Genomic DNA, 24253 nt, shown 5'->3' on the forward strand with positions numbered 1-24253 from the left:
TCACTCCTACTCAGGATAATATTGCCGTTGATAGAATTGGTAATAACGCCCGTGCTGGGACAGTAACACATCGTGTTGCCCTTGCTCAATGATACGCCCCCCATCCATTACACAGATACGATCCATGTATTGTAAGCCAGTTAGCCGATGGGTAATCACAATAAGCGTTTTATTTTGGCAACCATCGCGTAATAGCGACAGAATTTGTTGTTCAGTATCTGCATCAAGCCCTTCTGTCGGCTCATCCAGAAGCATAAGTGGAGAATTATGCAGCAATGCTCTGGCAATGCCCAATCGGCGTTGTTCACCGCCAGAAAGTTGGCGTCCACCTTCGCCTATCCAACAGTTTAGCTTTTCATTATTGTCTAGCAAGTTTCCTAATCCGACCTGCTTTAAAACAGTTGTTAATTGTTCATCAGTAGCATCTGGTTTTGCCAATAACAAATTTTCACGCAGAGTATGACTGAATACATGTATTCGCTGGGGAACGATAGACATCATCGATCTTAGTGTAGCTTCATCATAACAAGAGATAGGCTGTTGGTTGATTAAAATCTCTCCGTGATCAACATCCCATGCACGGGTCAATAACTGTAAAAGAGTTGATTTACCGCAGCCTGTTTTGCCCAACAAAGCAATATGTTCACCAGCTTGCAGAGACAGAGAAATGTTCTGTAATACAGGTAAAGGTTGATTAGGATAAGTGAAATCAATGTTTTTTATCTCAAGACTGAGATTATCTGTACTTTCTGGCCCGTGCTCAGGGAAGGTGACTTCAGCTTTCTGATGGATTAACTGAGAGACACGTGTAGCTGAGGAGATAACTTGCCCCATGTGCTGGAAAGCTACAGTGACTGGCCCAAGGGACTCAAAAGCAGCAAGAGCACAGAATGTAAACAGAGCAATCAACGCTCCGGGTTGATTGTTTCCGCCTATACCTGCTGCTGCCAGCCACAGTATCAGTGTCACTGTGATGCCAGTGGCAAAAATCATAATGGCTTGAGAAATCCCCGTCAGATTAGCTTGTTGTTGTTGACACTTTAACCACTTGGATTCAACCTCAGACATTGAGTGGCGGAAGCGCTGGAGAGCACCGAATACGGCTAACTCCGCCTGGCCTTGTAATGCACTAGTGAGCAATGTTCGATATTGGCCGCGTAATAAAGTGATATTCCTGCCGTAAGGTTTGCCCACATGATAAAACACAAAAGGTAATGTCAGCAGCAGCCCTAACAGAATACCACCAAGAGTATAGGCAAGCGTCTTATCAAGGAACCCCAAGCCAAATGTCAGGACAATAATGACGGTAAGTGCAGCAAGGACGGGAGACATGACGCGTAGATAGAGATGATCTAACGTTTCGACATCAGCCACAATCCTATTCAATAACTCTCCCTGGCGAAAACGAGTGATACCTCCCGGAGAAAGTGGCAGGATCTTCTGGAAGGTAAAAACCCGAAGATGAGCCAATACCCGGAATGTAGCATCATGGCTGACCAACCGTTCACCATAACGTCCGGCAGTGCGAAAAATAGCTGCCCCACGGACACCTGCCGCAGGCAGCATATAATTGAAGGTATATTTTCCGGCAAATCCTGCTACAGCAGTGCCGGCAAGAAACCAACCGGACAGCGTAAGTAAGCCAATACTGGATAGTAGGGTTACAACTGCCAAAATCATACCTAAGCTAATAAGAAACCAATGGCGGCGGTATAGTGCGAGAAAAGGGAGTAATACACGCATGATTAAAGCTCCACACTGCGATGAGACAACAGATGGGAAAATGCACTTTGAGATTGGCTCAACATTTGATAGTTACCTTTTTCGATAATTAATCCGCCCTCCATAACCCAGATTTGGTCATATTCCAGCGTTTCTTCCAGTAAGTGTGTAACCAATAATGTCGTTTGCTGACTGGATGCTTGATTCAATGCCATCATTACGCGTTGTTCACTATTAGCATCAAGGCTGGCTGCGGGTTCATCCAGTAACAAGAGTTGGCACGGATTTAATAATGCCCGTGCTACAGCGATACGCTGTGCTTGTCCAACAGATAGGCGAGCAGCATTCTCGCCAATAACTGTGTTTATGCCATCAGGGAGATCACAGACAAACTCATCGACATAAGCGCGTTTCATTACATCGTGGATCTGTTCTTGTGTCGCGTCAAATTGACCAAGACGAATATTATCGAGTATCGTTTGTTCCGGCAGATGGGGGTTCTGCCCAACCCAACTTAATTGTTGACGCCATTTGTCGAGATCAAGCTCACGCAATTCGTTTCCATTGATTTTCAATGAACCCCGGTAAGGAAGAAAACCGAGTAACACATTTATCAGTGTACTTTTTCCTGCGCCGCTTTTTCCCACTAATGCAATCCGTTGATGCTTATCAATTGTAAAATTTAAAGGACCGGCCAGACGATGCCCATCATGTGACAGAACTTCCAATTCGCTTGTTTCAATAGTCACTGTTTCTTTATCTGACAAGGTTTTTCTGCCGCCGTATGTGGTGTGTTCCCCATCGCTGCTTAACAAGGTGAAAAGTGATTCCGCAGCGCCCACAGCCTGGGCTTTAGCATGATAAAAAGTGCCCAAATCACGTAGCGGTTGGAAGAATTCAGGAGCAAGGATAAGTGCGAGGAAACCAGCAAATAATGTCACGCCAAAACCATAACTGCCAAAATGCAACTCTCCCAGATAAGAAAAACCAAAATAAACAGCAACAACAGCAATGGAAACAGCGGTAAAGAACTCTAATACAGCAGAAGATAAAAATGCCATACGTAGTACTTCCATTGTCCTGCGTCGGAAATCTTCTGTCGATTCGGTAATTTGTTTAATTTCGGCTTTTCCCCGATGGAACAAACGCAGAGTTTCGAGACCACGTAAACGATCCAGGAAGTTACCACTTAAACGACCAAGTGCAACAAAATTGCGCCGGTTAGCATCGGCAGCCCCTAATCCGACCAAAGCCATGAAAATAGGGATCAATGGCGCAGTTACGAATAGAATAACGCCAGCGGCCCAATTGATGGGAAAGATAGTGATCAGGATTAAGGCAGGGATAGTAGCCGCAAGGGTCATTTGAGGTAAATAGCGGGAATAAAAATCCTGCATGTCTTCAATTTGCTCCAGAATAATGGTCGCCCAGCTACCAGCAGGTTTGCCTTTTACCCAAACAGGACCCAATTGTGTCAGTTTATCCAATACCATACTGCGAATTTGTTGACGCACGACTTTACCGCAGATAAACCCGATACGTTCTCGGACAGCACTGACAATAGCTCTCAGCGTGAAAGAAGCCATCAACATCAGGAATTGGTTGATGAGATTTTCACGGGGGACATTATCCATAATAAGCGCCTGAAGAATGGAAGCGAGAAGCCAGGCCTGAGTGATAATCAGTAAACCACTAATTAGCCCTAGTAGCATGGATAGACGAAGCCATTGACGGGCTGAGGCGCTTTGTTGCTTCAGCCATCGAACAAGTTCAGATTGTCTTGTTTTGTCCATAAGAAAAATTTCAGATTAGCAGATGATGATACGGCGTATCAAAAAAGCTGGTAATTGTATTGCCAGCTTTCGCGTACTATGTTGCCTACAAAAAAATGTTACCTGTTAGAAAGCGCTATCGAAATAGCGCTTTTAGAAAAAGATAATCTTATTTGGTTGCCAATCCGTCCAGAAAACGTTCGGCATCCAGCGCAGCCATACAGCCCGTGCCGGCTGAAGTGATAGCTTGTCGATAAACATGATCCATGACATCACCTGCGGCAAATATACCGGGAACAGATGTCTCGGTGGCATTTCCATGCAGACCGGACTGAACCTTGATGTACCCATTTTCCAGTTCAAGCTGTCCTGCAAAAATATCGGTATTAGGGCTATGGCCGATGGCGATGAAAACACCTGCAACATCCAGCTCTTTAGTGTTATCACTTTTCGTATCGCGAATACGGATACCTGTTACACCCATTTCATCACCCAAAACTTCGTCCAGAGTGCGATCGGTATGCAAAATAATATTGCCGTTTTTAACCTTATCCATCAAACGGTCAATCAAGATCTTTTCTGAACGGAAAGTATCACGACGGTGGATCAGGTGAACTTCAGACGCAATATTCGCTAAATATAATGCTTCTTCAACAGCAGTATTACCGCCACCTACGACAGCAACTTTTTGTTTACGGTAGAAGAAACCATCACAAGTTGCACAGGCAGAAACACCACGTCCTTTAAATTCTTCTTCGGAAGGTAGCCCCAAATAACGTGCAGAAGCACCTGTTGCGATGATTAAGGCATCACAGGTATATTCCTGTTCATCACCATATAGGTGGAATGGTTTTTTTGAGAAATCAACTTTCTGAATGTGATCAGTCATAATTTCTGTCTGAAATTTTTCAGCGTGCTGAAACATACGTTCCATCAAAGCTGGGCCTGTTAGTCCTTCAGGGTCGCCAGGCCAGTTTTCAACTTCAGTCGTGGTGGTCAATTGGCCGCCTTTCTCAACCCCTGTAATGAGTACGGGATTTAGATTAGCCCGGGCCGCATAAACAGCAGCAGTATAACCAGCAGGACCTGAGCCAAGAATGATGAGTTTACTGTGTTTGGCTGTACTCATGAATACCTCATTTCCATTATTGCATATCGCAGATTCAGGGATTGTAGGAGAAATAATAAGTTAAAAAAAGCGATTATCAGATAAAATATTCATGTTATTAACGATTTTACCGATAGATAGTAACTATGATGTAATGGGAATGTAAGGAGTGAGTGCTTAACTTTTTGAATTGAACATCATTTATTCGTTTTAGACATGAAACGAGCTATTGAAACGATTTACCGAAAATTTGTTTGGTAGGTTGTTCTGATTTTTGTTCATTTACTTTGACAATCGGCTATGCATTTGCGAAAACATCTGTGTAAGAGATAATTATCTGCCTCGCTAATCAATTGTTTCTATAGAATAGACAATTTGGAGTAGATGATTTTCTCATAGAATATTAAAAATTGCCGATAAGCTGCTTTCTGGGAGACATAGTGTTTTGGGAGATAATATTCTGGAAGACGGTGCTCTAGTAAGTTGTGTTTTGGTTAATCGAGTTCTGGGAAATTGTATTCTGGAAGATTACGTGTAGGCCCAAACTTTGATTACAGATTGAGCTTTAGCCTTTGAAGACATCTTTTCCAGCTCAACTGCTTAAAAGAGATAGGGAAAATGTTATGGGTGTAGGAATATAAAGAGAGAGCAATAAGATGATAGATAATAAGAAGCGTCCAGGAAAAGATCTTGATCGCATAGACCGTAATATCCTTAACGAATTGCAGAAAGACGGCCGTATTTCTAATGTGGAATTATCCAAGCGGGTAGGTTTATCACCTACACCTTGTCTGGAACGCGTACGTCGTTTAGAGCGTCAAGGCTTTATTTCTGGTTATACCGCCTTGCTGAATCCCCATTACCTGGATGCATCATTGCTGGTGTTCGTTGAAATCACCCTAAACCGTGGAGCGGCAGATGTTTTTGAGCAGTTCAATACTGCCGTACAAAAACTGGAAGAAATTCAAGAATGCCATTTGGTTTCAGGGGATTTTGACTACTTACTGAAAACACGTGTGCCAGACATGTCTGCGTACCGTAAATTGTTGGGTGAGACCTTATTACGTCTTCCGGGCGTTAACGATACTCGTACTTATGTAGTAATGGAAGAAGTGAAACAGAGTAACCGTTTGGTAATTAAGACTCGTTAAGCTTTTGTCTACAATGTACAGTGTATAGATGCAAAACAGGAAAAATTTAGGTACACTCCTGTTTATGCATACAGTTTCAACGCTGAGCTATCCTCAGCGTTGTTCCGTTTAATCAACAGGAAAACCTGGAGAGCCTTTCTTGAACCAGGAATATACAGAAGACAAACGTGTTAGGTTAAAAAGAGTAAGCAGTAGCCGTCGGCTTCTGGAAGCCGTTCTGTTGGTTATTGTCATATGTGCCGTATATTTAATGGTAGCACTTGTCAGTTTTCATCCTTCCGATCCTAGCTGGTCACAAACTGCCTGGCATGAACCTGTTCATAATTTAGGTGGCAGCATTGGTGCCTGGTTGTCAGACATACTATTCTCAGCATTTGGTATTCTTGCCTATGCAGTCCCACCCTTAATGTTTTTGGGTTGTTGGAATGCTTTCCGTCAGAAAGATAGGCAAGAGTATGTGGATTTCTTCACACTGACATTACGCATTATTGGTTCCTTGGCTCTTATTTTAACTTCATGTGGTTTGGCTGCACTCAATATTGATGATTTCGATGATTTTGCTTCAGGTGGTGTTATCGGTAGTTTGTTCAGTAACGCGATCCTACCGTGGTTTAATATCCTTGGTGCAACTTTAGCTCTGCTTGGTACGTGGGTTGTCGGGTTCACATTATTTACGGGCTGGTCCTGGCTTATCATTGCAGAAAAAATTGGGGAGTGCATTCTGGATTCGCTCAGTTTTGTGGTTAATCGTAGCCGCACTCAAATTGATTATGATGATGAGTTGGAAAAAGAAGTTGTTCCCGAGCTTCCTGATGATATAAACCATTCTAAACAAGGGGAGTCTAAAGCAGCTCCTGTTAAGGCAACTCATGTTATTCAAAACGCCATTGCTGATGATGAATATGATGTGTTGCTGGCAGCTCCAACAGTGACAGAGTTGGTGAATACCGATTCAGTACAGTCGGTTATGGAACAGTCAGAGGAAGAGATTCCACCTGCAATTGTTTTTCCTGAGCATGAAAGTATTTCACTTGAACAGATGCAATCTGCTCTGGAACAAGACAATAAATCTCCCCTGATTAAGCCACAAATATCCGTAGCTCCAGAAACAGTATCAGTACAAATGGAATTAGGGCAGGCTAGAACTGGACAGATTGTTGGATCAGAACAAATTGAAAATAGCCAGGAGCAAGAGCCTGTCCGATATACATTTGAGCTGCCTGATGAGCGCCAGTTGGGGGATGATGTAAATGATTGTACAGATAATAGTACTTATTTGCAGAGTTCGGTAACTAGCTCTGTTGCTGTTGTGAAAAATCCTCAGATGAAACAGGGAATAGGCCCTGAAATGCCAAGGCCGAATCCGGTACGAATACCGACTCGCCGTGAATTGTATGGGATTAAAGTCCCTTCTCACCGCTTGTCTGAGCATTTACAGCGGAAAGAAAAAGAAAGGCAGGACGAACTCAATGCTGAAGTTGAAGAACAGAGAATGGATGAGCAGCAGCAAGATATGCTGCGTGAGCAATTTATTGCGCAACAGCGTGAGCGTTATGGTTATGATTTGGAAAAAGAGGTAAAAGAAGAAAATGCTGAAGATTTTACCTCTATTTTTAACCAACCAATTTATAAGCAGCTTGCACATGGCAAAACAACAGTAGAAAAATCTGTTGAGAACAGTGATGATAAAGCACCTATCAGCATTGATGAGCATGCAGAGCAGGAAGAAACGTTGCGGAAAGCATTTGAACAGCAGCAACGTGAACGTTATCAAATCCCGCCTGCTGTTTCACCGCAGTATGAAAAGTCTGTGTTTGATTATTTTTCACAAAATAATAGTGTAGAAATTTCTAAGCCGGCAGAACCATTATTTATGCCTTCAGAGTCCATACCATCGGAAGAGGTTATTCAGCCAGAACAGGAAAAAAATATTGTTCCTGTTGCAGCAGATTCTTCTGTTTTAAAAACTTCTCATCAGCCAGAAACTCTGCATAATTTTGCGCAGCAACCGCAGCAACCGCAGCAACCGCAGCAACCGCAGCAACCGCAGCAACCGCAGCAACCGCAGCAACCGCAGCAACCGCAGCAACCGCAGCAACCGCAGCAACCGCAGCAACCGCAGCAACCGCAGCAACCGAGCCTGTTTCATCCATTTTTGGTACGTAATGATCAACCATTGCTTAAGCCGACTACACCGATGCCTTCTTTAGATCTTTTGGCAGAACCTCCAGCAGAAGAAGAACCGGTTGATATGTTTGCACTGGAACAAACTTCGCGTTTAATTGAAGCTCGTCTGAATGATTATCGTGTCAAAGCGGATGTTGTTGGGTTCTCTCCAGGTCCTGTAATCACACGTTTTGAATTGGACTTAGCGCCTGGGGTTAAAGCTTCCCGTATCTCTAATTTATCTCGTGATCTTGCACGTTCACTTTCGGCTGTGGCAGTTCGTATTGTCGAAGTGATCCCGGGAAAACCTTATGTGGGCCTGGAATTACCGAATAAAAAACGCCAGACCGTTTATTTACGGGAAGTGCTGGATTGTGAAAAATTCCGTGATAATCCGTCCCCATTAACTATTGTTTTGGGAAAAGATATCGCTGGTCAGCCTGTTGTTGCTGATTTAGGGAAAATGCCTCATTTGTTGGTTGCAGGGACGACGGGGTCGGGAAAATCAGTCGGCGTCAATGCCATGGTCCTCAGTATTTTGTATAAAGCGAAACCAGAAGATGTTCGTTTTATCATGATCGACCCGAAAATGCTTGAGCTATCTGTTTACGAAGGCATTCCGCATTTGTTGACGGAAGTGGTCACTGATATGAAAGATGCAGCCAATGCATTGCGTTGGTGCGTCAATGAAATGGAACGCCGTTATAAACTGATGTCAGCTTTAGGTGTGCGCAATATCGCGGGCTATAACGATAAGATCAAACAGGCTGAAAATATGGGCCGTCCGATCCCGGATCCATTCTGGAAGCCCGGTGATAGCATGGATGTGACACATCCTGTACTGAAAAAAGAGCCCTATATTGTTGTTATGGTCGATGAGTTTGCCGATTTAATGATGACAGTCGGGAAAAAAGTGGAAGAGTTGATCGCGCGTTTGGCACAGAAAGCACGAGCTGCGGGTATCCACTTGGTACTGGCTACACAGCGTCCTTCTGTTGATATTATTACGGGGTTGATTAAGGCTAATATTCCTACGCGAATTGCATTCACCGTTTCCAGTAAAATTGATTCCCGTACCATTCTTGATCAGGGAGGAGCGGAATCATTGCTTGGTATGGGCGATATGCTCTACTTAGCACCAAACTCTTCGATTCCTGTACGTGTCCACGGTGCTTTCGTGCGTGACCAAGAAGTCCATGAAGTTGTTAATGACTGGAAAGCGCGTGGTCGCCCTCAATACATTGATAATATTATTAAAGGGGGTGAAGATGGCGAAGGAGGATTGGGATTGGATAGTGATGGAGAGCTGGATCCTCTGTTTGATCAGGCAGTTGAATTTGTGATTGAAAAACGCCGGGTATCTATCTCTGGGGTACAACGTCAATTCCGCATTGGTTATAACCGGGCCGCTCGAATTGTAGAACAGATGGAAGCTCAGCAAATTGTCAGTACGCCTGGTCATAATGGCAATCGAGAAGTTTTAGCACCTCCGCCACATGAACACTGAGCATCATTTTAAATGCGGCATCGGCTATTGTGATGCCGATAATATATGAATTGAAGGTATTCACACATGAAAAAACTGATGTTGATTGGTTGTCTGATGATGGGAATAAGCGTGAGTTCTGCATGGGCTGATGCCGCGCAAGATTTGCAGGGTCGATTGAGTAAGGTAAATAGTTTTCACGCGAACTTTACCCAGACTGTTACCAGCAGTGACGGTTCAACGATCCAAAATGGTGAAGGGCAACTCTGGGTTAAACGTCCCAATTTGTTTAATTGGCATATGACATCGCCTGATGAAAGTACTTTGATTTCTGATGGCAAAACGTTGTGGTTCTACAATCCTTTTGTCGAGCAAGTAACAGCTAATTGGCTGAAAGATGCTACGGGCAATACACCGTTTATGTTGATTGCTCGTAATGATCCCACGGATTGGAAACAATACAGAGTGACACAAAGTGGTAATAATTTTGAGTTGACGCCTAATAGTGCCAATGGAAATCTGAAACATTTTTCAATCACAGTAACACCTGATGGCACTATTCAGAAATTGACGGCTGTTGAACAAGACGGTCAGAAAAGCGCATATCAGTTGAAAGGGCAGCAAAATACCAGCGTAGATGCGTCAAAGTTCAAATTCACTTTACCAGAAGGTGTTACGCTGGATGATCAACGCCAGTGAGGTTTAAGTGAACAATCTTTCACTCGATTTTTCACAGAATGAGTTTCAGCCACTGGCAGCAAGAATGCGGCCAGTTACGCTGGATCGTTATATTGGGCAGCAACATCTATTGGCAGAGGGGAAACCTTTGCCAAGGGCGATCCGTGCCGGTCATCTTCACTCCATGATTTTATGGGGGCCGCCGGGCACGGGGAAAACGACGCTGGCTGAAATTATCGGCTATTATGCGCAAGCAGATATGGAACGTATTTCTGCCGTTACATCCGGTATCAAAGAGATACGTGAATCTATAGAGAAAGCACGACAGAACCGCAATGCAGGACGCAGAACAATTTTGTTTGTCGATGAAGTTCACCGATTTAACAAAAGCCAGCAAGATGCCTTTCTGCCGCACATTGAAGATGGCACCATCACATTCATTGGTGCCACGACTGAAAACCCCTCTTTTGAACTAAATTCAGCCTTGTTGTCGCGGGTGCGAGTCTATTTATTGAAATCTCTTTCGTCAGCAGAAATAGAACAAGTGCTTATTCAGGCCATAAATGATAAAGAGCATGGCCTTGGTGGACAAAATATCGTGTTGCCGGACAGCACTCGCCAGATGGTAGCTGAGTTGGTTGCAGGGGATGCACGTCGTTCATTGAACTTGTTGGAAATGATGTCGGATATGGCGGAAGTTAATGTACAAGGGCAACATATCTTGACCCCAGAGTTACTGAAAGAGGTTAGCGGAGAGCGGAGTGCGCGATTTGATAATCAAGGTGATAGGTATTACGACTTAATATCGGCTTTGCATAAATCAATCCGTGGTTCTTCACCAGATGCTGCACTTTACTGGTATGCCAGAATTATTACCGCGGGTGGAGATCCGCTTTATGTTGCCCGCCGCTTACTGGCAATAGCGTCTGAAGATGTAGGTAATGCTGATCCGCGTGGAATGCAGATAGCAATTGCTGCATGGGATTGTTTTACCCGTGTTGGAGCAGCAGAGGGAGAACGGGCAATTGCTCAGGCAATTGTTTATCTTGCCTGTGCTCCCAAAAGTAATGCTGTTTACACGGCATTTAAAGCAGCTATGGCAGATGCACAAGAAAAGCCGGATTATGACGTTCCTGCTCATCTGCGTAATGCTCCAACCAAATTGATGAAAGAAATGGGTTTTGGTGAAGAATACCGTTATGCCCATGATGAGCCCAATGCGTATGCGGCGGGAGAAGTTTATTTTCCACCTGAGATGCAGAATACTCGTTATTACCACCCGACCAGCAGAGGGTTGGAAGGTAAAATTGGTGAGAAATTAAACTGGTTGATGGAGCAGGACCAAAATAGCTCAATAAAACGCTATCTCTAATGTCATTGATACGGTAAGGTTCATATGGCGAAGAATTTATATCAGATTGGTTAATCAAAACTGATTTTGCTACTACTTTAGTAACTTTTTTCTCAATACTATTTTCTTAACAATTATTTTCTCAACAACTAGTTTCTTAACAACAACAAGCACAGGAATAGCATGCTCGATCCAAATATGCTGCGTAACGAGCTAGACGCAGTTGCCGAAAAACTGGCTCGCAGGGGTTATACCCTTGATGTGGAGACGGTGCGTAAACAAGAAGAGCGCCGTAAAGTTTTACAAGTTGAAACTGAAACCCTGCAAGCAGAACGCAATTCCCGATCGAAGACTATTGGTGCAGCTAAAGCCCGTGGTGAAGATATTGAACCATTGCGCCAGGAAGTCAATCAATTGGGAGAAAAGCTAGATTCAGCAAAAGCTGAATTAGAAGCATTGCAGGCTGAGATCCGTGATCTCGCATTAGGCATGCCGAATATTCCTGATGATTCTTCTCCTGACGGAAAAGATGATAGTGATAATGTGGAAATCAGCCGTTGGGGTGAACCGCGTCAGTATAATTTTGAAGTGAAAGATCATGTATCGTTGGGTGAGTTAACTGATGGCCTTGATTTCGCCGCCGCAGTGAAATTAACAGGTGCGCGTTTTGTCGTGATGAAAGGGCAAATTGCCCGCCTGCATCGTGCATTGGCGCAGTTTATGCTGGATCTGCATACTGAACAACATGGTTATCTGGAAACTTATGTGCCTTATCTGGTTAACCGTGACACGCTGTACGGTACGGGCCAGTTGCCTAAATTTGGTGAAGATTTGTTCCATACTAAGGCGCTGGCAGAAGATTCCGGCAGTAACTATGCACTGATCCCAACTGCGGAAGTGCCTGTAACTAATTTAGTACGTGGTGAAATTCTGGATGAGAGTGACCTTCCTCTGAGAATGACAGCGCATACACCTTGCTTCCGCTCAGAAGCGGGTTCTTATGGTCGCGATACTCGTGGTCTGATCCGTATGCACCAGTTTGATAAAATTGAGCTGGTTCAAATTGTTCATCCTGAAAAATCCATGGAAGCATTGGAAGAGCTGATAGGGCACGCAGAAAAAGTATTGCAGTTACTGAAATTGCCTTATCGCAAGATGTTACTGTGTACCGGAGATATGGGTGCGAGTGCAAGAAAAACCTACGATTTGGAAGTTTGGTTGCCTGCGCAGAATACTTATCGTGAAATCTCATCTTGCTCTAATATGTGGGATTTTCAGGCTCGTCGTATGCAGGCTCGTTTCCGTAGTAAAGATGACAAGAAAACCCAGTTAGTGCATACACTGAATGGCTCTGGCCTGGCTGTAGGGCGTACACTGGTTGCTGTAATGGAAAACTATCAGCAGGCAGATGGCCGTATTGAAGTTCCAGAAGTATTGCGTCCTTATATGAAAGGGCTGGAATATATTGGTTAATCCTTTGTATATTTAATAAAAAAGCGCCATTATTTGGCGCTTTTTTATTTTTTTATAAGTAAAGATTGTGATTCGATTTGTTATAACTATTTCATCTTCCTTAACTTCTTGTGTGTAAAAAACACTGTGAAAAGGAGAATAATATATTGCTATATTATAAAAAAATTAGTATCCATTGCATTGGGTTTACTTTGAATATTTGCCATGCATTACCGATCCATTCTGTTCCTGCTCCAACAGCCTGGCCTTCACGAATGAATACCTCTTTTTCTTTAGTTAGGGATATGCTTTTTCCCCGGAATCGAAATTAATATCTTGATTATTCATTTTTTTTCGCTTTATCTGGTTGAATAGTAATTACCAAATATATCCATCTCGGAACAGAGTTTTTGGGTAAAGTAGAAGGGATTATTTCAGGAAGTTTGCTAATCAACAAGGGGTAATCGATGGTATTATTAAGAGATTAATACACAATTTCTTTCCTACATTACCAAATAATTACGCTTATATTTAATTTTTTCTTTTGCACTAACTAAAATTAATTTATTTTTTATAGGAAGTAAATAAAATCACTCTGTACTTTAAATAGTATATTATCAGGAAATGATTTTTTAGCGCAGAACTGGCTGCAATTTATTATTGAACCAGTTACTATTTGTGATTATTTCTTATGAGGAGGTTGGAAGAATATTGGATTCAATAAATTACATTATGCCCGTAGCTAGTCAAGATTCGTTGCACTCGCTCCATAGTCTCATTAGAAGGTGGTTTTACCCCCTCCAGCTTGTATTCTTCACCCATGGCAATCCACTTATGCTTTCCAAGCTCATGATAAGGCAATAATTCAATTTTCTCGATATTCTTCATATCTTTGGTGAATTCTCCCAGCATGTGGACAGATTTATCATCATCTGACCATTCGGGTACAACTACATAGCGGATCCATGTGTTTTGATTGCGTTTTGCCAGATAACGGGCAAATTCGAGCGTTCGGTGATTGGAAACACCGACCAGTTCTCGGTGAATATCATCGTCAAGCTGTTTTAGATCCAGCATCACTAAATCGGTATCATCCAGCAGTTCATCAATGACTGGTTCATAGCGACGGACAAAACCATTGGTATCTAAACAAGTGTGAATACCTTCTGCATGGCAAGCTCTGAACCAATCACGGACAAATTCAGCCTGAAGGATTGCTTCTCCACCTGAAGCAGTAACTCCTCCGCCTGAAGCATTCATAAAATGACGATAAGTTGTTGCTTCTTTGATAAGCTCTTCGACAGTTACAGTTTTGCCGCAGTGCGTATCCCATGTATCGCGATTATGGCAATAAAGACAACGCATCAGGCAGCCTTGGAAAAACGCGATAAAACGGATACCAGGGCCATCAACGGTTCCGCAAGATTCAAAAGAGTGGATATGGCCAAGTACGGACATGAAAGGGTTTCTCCAAAAACAGATTGGATGCTGAGAGAGTAAAGGCCCGAGTTGTACAGGGGCCTTGGAGTGTATGCCATTTTGCTCGATTAGAAAACTATGGCATTTTTGAGGTAACACGATGCTACTAATAAATATTTACATTGTTTGCGTAAATGTACGGGTAATGACATCTTGTTGCTGTTCTTTAGTCAGGGAATTGAAGCGTACCGCATAGCCAGATACACGGATTGTCAACTGAGGATATTTTTCAGGATTTTTCATTGCATCCATTAACATCTCACGATTCATTACGTTAACGTTCAGATGTTGACCACCTTCAATATGGGTTTCATGATGGAAGTAGCCATCCATCAGAGCTGCTAGATTCGTTTTGCGTGCTTCGTCATTTTTGCCCAGAGCATTAGGTACGATGGAGAAGGTATAAGAGATACCATCCTTCGCGTAAGCAAATGGTAGTTTGGCAACCGAGGTCAGTGAAGCTACCGCACCTTTTTGATCACGACCGTGCATTGGGTTAGCGCCCGGCCCGAATGGGGCACCTGCCCGACGGCCATCAGGTGTGTTACCGGTTTTTTTACCATAAACAACGTTAGAGGTAATGGTTAACACAGACTGAGTTGGTACTGCATTACGATAGGTCTGCAATTTCTGAATTTTCTTCATGAAACGTTCAACCAAATCGCAGGCAATATCATCAACACGAGTGTCATTATTACCAAACTGTGGATATTCACCTTCGATTTTGAAATCAATCGCCAGTCTATTCTCATCACGGATTGGTGATACTTTTGCATATTTGATCGCGGATAGAGAGTCAGCCGCTACAGACAAACCTGCGATACCACATGCCATAGTGCGGTGAACATCCCTGTCATGCAGTGCCATTAAGGAGGCTTCATAGCTGTATTTATCATGCATGTAGTGGATGATATTTAGCGCTGTGACGTACTGTTTTGCCAGCCAGTCCATAAAGTGATCCATGCGTTTGATGACTTTGTTATAATCCAAAATGTCATCTTTCATGGGTTCTTCTTTTGGGCCAACCTGCATTTTCAATTTTTCATCTATACCACCATTAATCGCATACAACATGGTTTTCGCCAGATTTGCACGGGCCCCGAAAAACTGCATTTGTTTACCAACAACCATTGGGCTGACGCAACATGCAATGGCGTAATCATCGCTGTTGAAATCAGTGCGCATCAGGTCATCATTTTCATACTGCAAGGATGAAGTATCGATAGACACTTTTGCGGCGTATTTTTTAAAGTTGGCTGGTAGTTTTTCAGACCACAGAATGGTCATGTTAGGCTCCGGAGATGGTCCCATTGTGTACAGCGTATTCAGGAAACGGAAACTGTTTCTGGTAACAAGGGTGCGACCATCAAGCCCCATACCGGCTATTGATTCAGTAGCCCAAATCGGGTCACCGGAGAACAACTCATCGTATTCAGGAGTACGCAGGAAACGAACCATACGCAGTTTCATCACCAGATGGTCGATCAGCTCTTGCGCTTCTTGTTCAGTCAATTTGCTTGTTTGCAGGTCACGCTCAATGTAGATATCCAGAAAGCTGGATACACGACCGAAGGACATTGCAGCACCATTTTGAGATTTCACAGCAGCCAGATAGGCAAAATAAGTCCACTGTACAGCTTCCCTGGCTGTGGTTGCCGGGCCAGAAATATCGTAGCCATATTTAGCAGCCATTTCTTTGATTTGACCAAGAGCATGGTGCTGTTCTGAAATCTCTTCACGCAGGCGAATAGTTGCTTCAAGGTTTTCGCCATTTTCCAGTTTTTCCTGTAATGAGGTGAATTGTGCATACTTTTCATCACGTAGGAAATCAATACCGTATAGTGCAACACGCCGATAATCACCGATAATACGACCACGACCATAAGCATCAGGCAAACCAGTTAGTACACCGGATTTACGGCATTTCAGAATATCAGGAGTATAAACATCGAATACCCCCTGATTGTGGGTTTTACGATACTCAGTAAAAATTTGTTTCAGTTTCGGATCCAGCTCTCGGTTGTATGCTTTGCAAGAGCCTTCAACCATTTTAATCCCACCAAATGGAATAATGGCACGTTTCAGTGGCGCTTCAGTTTGCAGACCAACGATTTGTTCCAGATCTTTTTCAATATAACCAGCATCATGAGAAATAATTGTAGACGCAACGTTAGTATCCAAATCAACCGGAGCATGGGTGCAGTTTTCGATTTTGATACCTTCCATGACTTTTTCCCACAAAATATCCGTCGCTTTTGTGGCGCCCGCAAGAAATGATTCATCACCTTCATATGGAGTGTAGTTTTTCTGAATGAAGTCACGAACATTGACTTCATTCTGCCAGCTACCTCCGTTAAGGCCTCGCCACGCTACAGAGAATTTTTCATTTAACTCGGACATGATACTTTTACCTTTTAACAGTAGAATTTGGAAATTGGGTGTGGAAGCAAATTAATGTCAGCGGTTACCACGTAAATAAATAAACCAATAAGTTAACGCAACCAATATCGAACCACCAATGATGTTACCAATCGTAACTGGGAGCGAATTCTTTAATAACAATCCCAAAGGAGATCAGAAACATGTTAGCAATGCTGTGTTCAAAGCCACTTGCGACGAACATGCTAATTGGCAGAATTAATGCAAATAATTTATCAATAAGGCTGCGGCCTGCATAACTCATCCAGACAGCAAGGCATACCATCAGATTAGCTAAAATGCCTAAGCACAGTGCCTCAATAAAAGTATGGTGCATTTTATGATCGGCGACCTGTAATACGTTCAGGCCCCAGAAACCATTGGCGACGGCATATTGGCCTGTTGCTTTTGAAACAATAGTCAATACTGTGGAAGTGAAGAGATCGACACCAAATATTATTACTAACATTAAGTCCAGGGAGAAACAGATACCATCGGTCAATTTAGCCAAACAGTAAGGAATAGAAAAAGTTGCTGTTATAGCCGTAATATAAAAGACGAAAGCAATGGAAATAAATACACCAGCCATGATTGCTGATAAATAAGTCACTGCGGAATGTTTATTGATTTTATATATACCACTATCATCTGCGATTTGTGCCATTACAGCAGGTGGATATAAATTAAAAGGGTTGTCAGTTTTCATACTAACACTCTCTTTATCCTTAGTTAATTATAGCACGTGATGATAGTAACAAACGGGCATTGACCTGAATTTGATATGGATCATGTTAAATCGAAAGCCTGGTGAGTTATCGCTGTGAAAATAGTCTTTTTTGGGTATAATTTATTGATTTTTAAAAATTAATTTTTTTTAAAGTTTATAAAAATATTTTATATGAAGAATTTGAAGGAAAATATAGAAAAAGTAAAACAACAGGTTAAATTGTCATTTATTTGTTATTTGAAAATAAATGTAATTTAACCTGAGTTTTACTTTTGCCAAAAAATCACTTTAATTTAACAGATTATTTATCCCTGTTTATTTATCCAAAAATCCCGTTTGGCTTTTTGTAATTTTTCATAAGTATTTAATAACGCCTGATGGGCTGGTAATGCTTTTAATTCTGAATCGACAGACCATAATCTGTAGAAACAGTTTTTACCGTTAATGGCTGAAGATGCAGCATCTACCGCTTCCTGACCGTACATTTTGACAAAAGCCTGATGATATTGGTCTGGATCACGATCTTCTTCTTGGGTAAGCAATAGCAGGGTATGCAGGCAGCGATAATAATTTGCTCTTTCTGCTGTGAAGACAGAAGAATTGAAATCTTGTGTCCATTCAACCCATATCAGAGCCTGCTCCAGATCATTACCTGCCAGTGCCAGCATAGATTTCAGCTCACCAATGCGCAAGTTGCTCCAGCCGTTATCTTTACCCGCTGCAATTCCTAATAATTCACGAACGCGGGTAAAATCATCCAGCCCTTCTTCGTCTATTTGTTCAAGGAAGGCAAGGTATTCTTCCGGTTGCCACTGGCTATCCGGCAAGGCCAGAATGGTTTCACGCAGGTGAGTTCCCATCGTATTATTGGCAATGTACAGATCTTCAACTGGGTAAATATCTGACATACTTGGTATCAGAATACGGCAGGCATAAACACCAAGATGCTCATAATCAGTAATATAAACTTCTGCATCCAGCGAATTGAAAATGCCCATCAAAGTTGCGAATTCTACTTCTGTTGTACCGCTGAAATCCCAATCAGCAAATTCATAATCAGCATTTTGTTTGAACAGATCCCAACTAATTGCGCCGCTTGAATCAATAAAGTGAGTTTCCAGATTTGTGTGTTCAGAAACCTCTTCATCATCGAAACTTGGTGGTGTAAAGACATCAAGATCTTTCAGACTGCGGCCTTGTAAAAGTTCTGTCACGGTACGTTCTAACGCAACACCGAAATCAGGGTGAGCGCCGAAAGAGGCAAAACATGTGCCGTTGTTGGGGTTGAACAGTACAACGCAGATCACCGGGAATTGACCGCCCAGAGAAGCATCATAGCAATAGAGTGGGAAACCTTCTTCCTGCAATTTATTGACTGATGCAACAACACCAGGGTAGCGCTCCATCACAGTTTGTGGAATTTCAGGCAAACTAATGCATTCTGCAATAATGCGGTTTTTCACATAGCGCTCGAATACTTCGGATAGCCCCTGAACACGAGCTTCATTTACGGTATTACCCGCTGACATACCGTTTGAAACATACAAATTCCCAACGATATTCATTGGAATATAAACGGTTTCATTATCGGATTGACGAGTGAATGGTAGTGTGCAGATACCACGCTCTTTATTACCGGATTGCAAATCAATCAACTGACTGCCACAAAGTTCGTTGGCAGGATTGTAAAAACGGTGTAAACGTTCGTCCAGAATACCTTCTGGCAAGGAATCATCTTCTGGCAGAGGGAACCACTTTTCGTTTGGATAATGAACGAATTCGCTTTTGGCAATCGTATTCCCAAGATAAAAATCAGCGAAAAAATAATTTGTTGATAGACGCTCAAAGTATTCACCTAACGCAGAGGCTAACGCTGCTTTTTTACTGGCTCCCTTGCCGTTAGTAAAACACAATGGACAATCGCGATCGCGGATGTGCACTGACCAAACATTCGGAACAGGATTTAGCCATGAGGCTTCTTCAATATTAAAGCCAAGAGAGTTCAGTTTATGCTGGAATTTATTAATTGAATCTTCTAGTGCGGCATCTTTGCCTGGGATATAGGTTTGCGTCATCGTTATTCACTTCGATTTCTGTTAAGAATTGCATATCATACGAAGTTTTTTTTGTCTCCTCTATTTAATTCCAAAAATTATTGTTAATTGGAGTTTATTTATTTCTCTTATACATACTAGAATAGCTTTTTTTACAAGAGGTTGAATAATGAAAAAGATCAAAAAAACAGCAATAGCCAGTTTTTTGGCTTTAGTCAGTGGTTCTGCGTTTGCTTTACCAAACATTACTGTGTTGGCAACGGGGGGCACAATCGCTGGGGGTGGTGAATCTGCAACTCAGTCTAGTTATACTGCGGGTAAAGTAGGTGTTGATTCATTGCTGAATGCTGTTCCTGCTATTAAAAACATTGCTGATTTGAAAGGGGAGCAAGTTGTTAGCATTGGTTCACAGGATATGAACGATCAGGTTTGGTTGACTCTGGCGAAAAAGATCAATGCCGATTGTGATAAAACCGACGGTTTTGTAATCACTCACGGTACTGACACTATGGAAGAGACCGCTTATTTCCTTGACTTGACTACTCAGTGCCGTAAACCAATCGTAATGGTTGGTGCGATGCGTCCATCAACTGCTCTGGGGGCTGATGGCCCATTGAACCTCTATAATGCAGTAGTTGTAGCAGCAGATAAAAATTCCTCAAACCGTGGTGTTTTGCTAGCTATGAATAACTCTGTTATTCATGGTCGTGACATCAGCAAATTGAGCACTACGGAAGTTCAGGCATTCCAGGCAGTAAATGCGGGTTCACAGGGTTTTATTCATAACGGTAAAGTTAACTACTACTCTGTTGCACCAGTAAGAGCTGATAAAGCTGTTTTTGATATCAGCAAACTGAACGAATTGCCAAAAGTCGGTATCGTTTATAACTACTCGAATGCTTCTGATCTGCCAGCAAAAGCATTTGTAGAAAATGGTTATAAAGGGATTATCAGTGCGGGTGTAGGTAACGGTAATATCTATAAATCCATTTTGGACACACTGGTTCAAGCAGCTAAAGATGGCGTTGTAGTTGTTCGCTCCAGCCGTATTCCTTTCGGTTACACTACTCAGAATGCTGAAGTTAATGACAGCAAATATGGTTTTGTAGCATCAGAACGTTTGAACCCGCAGAAAGCACGTGTTCTTCTGCAACTGGCTCTGACTGAAACTTCTGATCCAGCAAAAGTTCAGGCAATGTTTTCTAAATATTAATTCCTGATCCAAGCATACAGAAAGACGGTTAAAAACGTCTTTCTGTATTGTGTAAAATATAAACTCTACGCTATGACAAAAAACCTATTTGTTTCCAGTAAGCAAGATAACGTCTTAGGAGATCACTATCTATTGGTGTGTATATAACGGGTGTCTCTAGTGCTGATTTTGTATTTTTTGCGTCATATGCTGGCATATTTTCGTAAACTTCCCATCGTGTGAGTTCACCGTAAACTTTTTCGGATAACATGGGCAGTAATGGTAGCAGCGGGTTATCTGTCAGCTTTTGATCTGTTTCTAATTTTTTTAGCCACTCAGAATAATGCATGCCTTTGAGGTGATAACCACACTGATTAATTAATTCAAAGAATGGATTTAAATCGACAGATTGCTTATTGTCAGGTGAAACTAGGTGATATGCTTTTCCCAAATTACGGTTATTGCGAGAGATATCAAGTAAGAGTTGGCTGACATAATTAACTGGAACGAACTCTTGTCGTTGATTGGCTAATAGTGGATAAGCTTTAATCATTATACAACCTTTGACCAACCTAGAGATAAAATCGTTGGGGTTACCTACTCCGGTCAGGCTATCTCCCATGATAAAACCAGGACGATATACCGCAAGAGGTATTCCTCTGTCTCTGGCCTGCCATATTATCTGCTCAACAACCCACTGACTTTGTGAATATCCTGAATCATATTTTAAGTGTGTCAAGTAAGGTGTTATATCGTTATCTTCATATATTCTGGGTACAGGAGAGAAAAGGCTGGCGGGGCCAAAAACAGAAAGAGTAGATACATAGTGTAAGGGCTTTGTTTTTTTGCTAACAGTAAAGCGTAATACATTTAGTGTTCCCAAAATATTGCCAGAATAATGCGCAGAATAAGGCTGAATATAATTTACATGTGCAGCCAAATGAAAAATAACATCACATTCTGTAGAGAGTTGATCATAAATTTGTTGGCTCAAGGCTAATTGAGGTTTGATAAGATCACTGGCAATAACTTGTAATCGTGAGAGAAATTCTTCTTTCCATAGACCATATTGATTTAGATTTTTCTTAACTCGCGTTAGGGCAGCTTCATCATTGTCTGCACGTACTAGACAAATGACCTTATTAATTTCTGTTTGTAACAACAAATCACGCAAGAAAAACGCGCCTAAAAATCCGGTTGCTCCGGTTAGTAATACTCGTCCTGAGTCTGAATTGAGCCATGGTTGGGGTGATTGAGATAATGGCTGAATATCTGAAGGGATTATGCCATCTTGAAGCATAATAGCGCATAAATCAGCGAGATTGTTCTTGTTTTGTTGTAGGCTTGTTACTAATTTTCTTGGTGTGGGTGATTCATATAAGAGTTGAACGGGTAAAGCTCGCTGCATCTTGTTCCCGAGTTCAATAATAAGTCTGGCTGCTTGTAATGAACTACCGCCTAACTGGAAGAAATCGCTATCTAACGTAATATCGTAATTATCTAAGATTTGACTCCAAATATTCAAAACGATTAATTCCTCTTCGCTCATTTCAGTATTTAGTTGAGACAGCAATTGTTGTTTTTGATTCTTCGAATATTCCGCTAGTAAATGAGCTCTATCCATTTTACTATTTAGGGTAAGAGGAATATATTCAACAACGACAAGCCGGGGGTGCATATAATCAGGTAAATGATGACTCACCCATTGAGCAAGTGTTTGTTTGGAGAAAGTCTCCGATTCTTTAGGAACGATAAAAGCAATTAAGTAGGGTTCTGTATTCTCTTTTTTTACTACGCATACCGCCGCTGATTGTAGCAATTGGCTTTTCAATAGTTGAGTTTCTACCTCTTCAATTTCGATACGATGTCCGCGTATTTTTATCTGATTATCTATCCGTCCTGCATACATATAAGCACCATCAGAACGTTTCCAGCCTAAATCACCGGTTTTGTATATTCTTTTTAATTGGTTATTTTTCCCAACGTCAATCATAATGAAACGTTGAGCGTTAATTTCTGGACGATTCCAATAACTACGGGCTAAACCCTCGCCTGCAAGATATATCTCACCTATTTGATTTGGTGCAACAGGTTGTTGTTGGTCATCTAAAATATAGATATCAGCATTAGCAATTGACTTTCCTATTGGTACACTATCTTCTGTTAATTCGTTTAACGTGGCTTCATAGGTTAGGGCCATGATGGTACTTTCAGTGGGGCCATAGCAGTTTATGAAATGTTGGGGAGGTGTGAATTGTAAAACTTGGCGTAAAACATGTGGATTTAGTGTTTCACCACCTACGAGAAGGTAACGTAATTGACGAAATGCTTCAGGACATGTTTGAGCAGTTAAGTGGAATAAAGTGGTCGTCATAATCAGGCAATTCACGGAAAACTTTTCCAATGTGGCTTTAAATCTATAAGGATCAATAATTATTTTTCTTGGAATAACAACTATTGAGGCTCCATTTAATAATGTTATCCAGATCTCGAACAGATAAACATCAAATGTAGGATTGCAAATAGAGGCCATTATATCCGTAGCAGTTAAATTGATATCAGTTGGATTAATAACGAAGCGGAGAATACCGCGAGCTTCAATTTCAACTGCTTTGGGGGTTCCAGTAGTTCCAGAAGTGAATAAAATATGGGAGCGATGGTTTTTTCCTCTATGAATATTAGGAAGATCTTCAGTCTTTGAAATTTCCAGTATATTTTGATTAATAATAACGAAATTTGTTGGTAAGGTGCGATCTTGATATTGGTGAGTTGTTAATGTCAGATTTATTTGCAAATCTTGTAACATAAAACATAGCCTGTTATCAGGCATGGCAGGATCGAGAGGAACACAACTTCCACCTGCCATTAGAATGGCAACTTGACTAATGACTTGTTCGATTCCGGGTTCCAGTAAAATAGCAACGGGAGTTTCATATTTCACACCCAGATTATATAAGTGTAATGCCAATGATTGTGCTTGATGGACTAATTCTCGGTAACTGATTGTACGTTCTTCTGTAATTATTGCATGGTGGTCAGGATTTTCTGAAGTTTTTTGTATAAGAATATTAATTAAATCACAGTCAGTAGGAGGTTTCGATTTACTTTCGAAATTATGGAGAGTGGTATTTATCATTGTGTGAATCATGATTATTCCTTTCACAAATAATTAATAATTGTCTTTATTTATATAGTTATATAGCAGGAGGTTTATTATTTTTTTACTGTATCAATTATCGATAAATAATTTACGCTGAATGGCTTTGGCGGGTATTACACATAATTTGATATTCATGTTTCTATTAAATCATATGAATTCAAATAACGAAAACAGAATTTTTAATCTGAAATAATTAGTTTTTTATTGGACAGATTAATATTTTGACTACAAGCAGAATGACCTAACCGCAAGTTAACAATAATCTGGTAATAACCATTGCAGAGGCAGAGCGGGAATGATAAAACCAATACGTCCGATTTTTATTGTATCCATAATG

General features: G+C 41.6%; 13 protein-coding genes and 1 pseudogene. 6 read left to right on the top strand and 8 right to left on the bottom strand.

The window, feature by feature from the left end; genetic code table 11:
• Nucleotides 1–6: 6 nt before the first annotated feature.
• The 3 genes from cydC to trxB form a co-directional block, all read right to left on the bottom strand.
• A complete protein-coding gene (gene cydC / locus Xbud_RS14475; protein ID WP_099136718.1) occupies nt 7–1743 on the bottom strand; it encodes a heme ABC transporter ATP-binding protein/permease CydC in 1737 nt (578 codons plus the stop codon).
• 2 nt (nt 1744–1745) lie between these two features.
• A complete protein-coding gene (gene cydD / locus Xbud_RS14480) occupies nt 1746–3515 on the bottom strand; it encodes a heme ABC transporter permease/ATP-binding protein CydD (RefSeq protein WP_099136719.1) in 1770 nt (589 codons plus the stop codon).
• A 148-nt stretch (nt 3516–3663) separates the two neighbouring features.
• Entirely contained in the window at nt 3664–4623 is a 960-nt protein-coding gene (gene trxB / locus Xbud_RS14485) for a thioredoxin-disulfide reductase (protein ID WP_099136720.1), read from the bottom strand.
• 635 nt (nt 4624–5258) lie between these two features.
• Between trxB and lrp the strand changes: the two genes are divergently transcribed.
• From lrp to serS, 5 genes are all read left to right on the top strand, one after another.
• Nucleotides 5259–5753, top strand: a complete 495-nt coding sequence (lrp, locus tag Xbud_RS14490; RefSeq protein ID WP_004256338.1) for a leucine-responsive transcriptional regulator Lrp — start codon at nt 5259–5261, stop codon at nt 5751–5753.
• A gap of 139 nt (nt 5754–5892) precedes the next feature.
• Nucleotides 5893–9426: a DNA translocase FtsK 4TM domain-containing protein gene (locus tag Xbud_RS14495; RefSeq protein ID WP_099136721.1), complete on the top strand. Its 3534-nt coding sequence runs from the start codon at nt 5893–5895 to the stop codon at nt 9424–9426.
• A gap of 66 nt (nt 9427–9492) precedes the next feature.
• Nucleotides 9493–10104 (top strand): outer membrane lipoprotein periplasmic chaperone LolA, encoded by a 612-nt coding sequence (lolA, locus tag Xbud_RS14500; RefSeq protein WP_099136722.1) that lies wholly within the window; start codon nt 9493–9495, stop codon nt 10102–10104.
• Nucleotides 10105–10111: 7 nt separating this feature from the next.
• A complete protein-coding gene (locus tag Xbud_RS14505) occupies nt 10112–11455 on the top strand; it encodes a replication-associated recombination protein A (RefSeq protein WP_099136723.1) in 1344 nt (447 codons plus the stop codon).
• 162 nt (nt 11456–11617) lie between these two features.
• Nucleotides 11618–12907 (top strand): serine--tRNA ligase, encoded by a 1290-nt coding sequence (gene serS, locus Xbud_RS14510; protein ID WP_099136724.1) that lies wholly within the window; start codon nt 11618–11620, stop codon nt 12905–12907.
• 696 nt (nt 12908–13603) lie between these two features.
• Here serS and pflA read toward each other — a convergent pair.
• From pflA to ycaO, 4 genes and pseudogenes are all read right to left on the bottom strand, one after another.
• Complete coding sequence (gene pflA / locus Xbud_RS14515) at nt 13604–14344, bottom strand: pyruvate formate lyase 1-activating protein (protein ID WP_099136725.1); 741 nt, start codon at nt 14342–14344, stop codon at nt 13604–13606.
• Between the two features lie 138 nt (nt 14345–14482).
• Nucleotides 14483–16765, bottom strand: a complete 2283-nt coding sequence (gene pflB / locus Xbud_RS14520) for a formate C-acetyltransferase (RefSeq protein ID WP_099136726.1) — start codon at nt 16763–16765, stop codon at nt 14483–14485.
• Between the two features lie 57 nt (nt 16766–16822).
• Nucleotides 16823–17489: pseudogene (locus Xbud_RS14525) on the bottom strand (formate/nitrite transporter family protein).
• Between the two features lie 326 nt (nt 17490–17815).
• Nucleotides 17816–19585, bottom strand: coding sequence for a 30S ribosomal protein S12 methylthiotransferase accessory factor YcaO (gene ycaO, locus Xbud_RS14530; RefSeq protein ID WP_099136727.1), 1770 nt, complete (start codon nt 19583–19585; stop codon nt 17816–17818).
• Between the two features lie 148 nt (nt 19586–19733).
• Between ycaO and ansB the strand changes: the two genes are divergently transcribed.
• The gene (gene ansB / locus Xbud_RS14535) at nt 19734–20777 is read left to right on the top strand and encodes an L-asparaginase 2 (RefSeq protein ID WP_099136728.1); all 1044 of its coding nucleotides are present in this window, start codon (nt 19734–19736) and stop codon (nt 20775–20777) included.
• A gap of 70 nt (nt 20778–20847) precedes the next feature.
• Here ansB and Xbud_RS14540 read toward each other — a convergent pair whose 3' ends face one another.
• The gene (locus Xbud_RS14540; RefSeq protein ID WP_099136729.1) at nt 20848–23904 is read right to left on the bottom strand and encodes a non-ribosomal peptide synthetase; all 3057 of its coding nucleotides are present in this window, start codon (nt 23902–23904) and stop codon (nt 20848–20850) included.
• Between the last annotated feature and the right edge of the window lie 349 nt (nt 23905–24253).

Source organism: Xenorhabdus budapestensis (genome assembly GCF_002632465.1).
Taxonomy (GTDB): Bacteria; Pseudomonadota; Gammaproteobacteria; order Enterobacterales; family Enterobacteriaceae; genus Xenorhabdus; species Xenorhabdus budapestensis.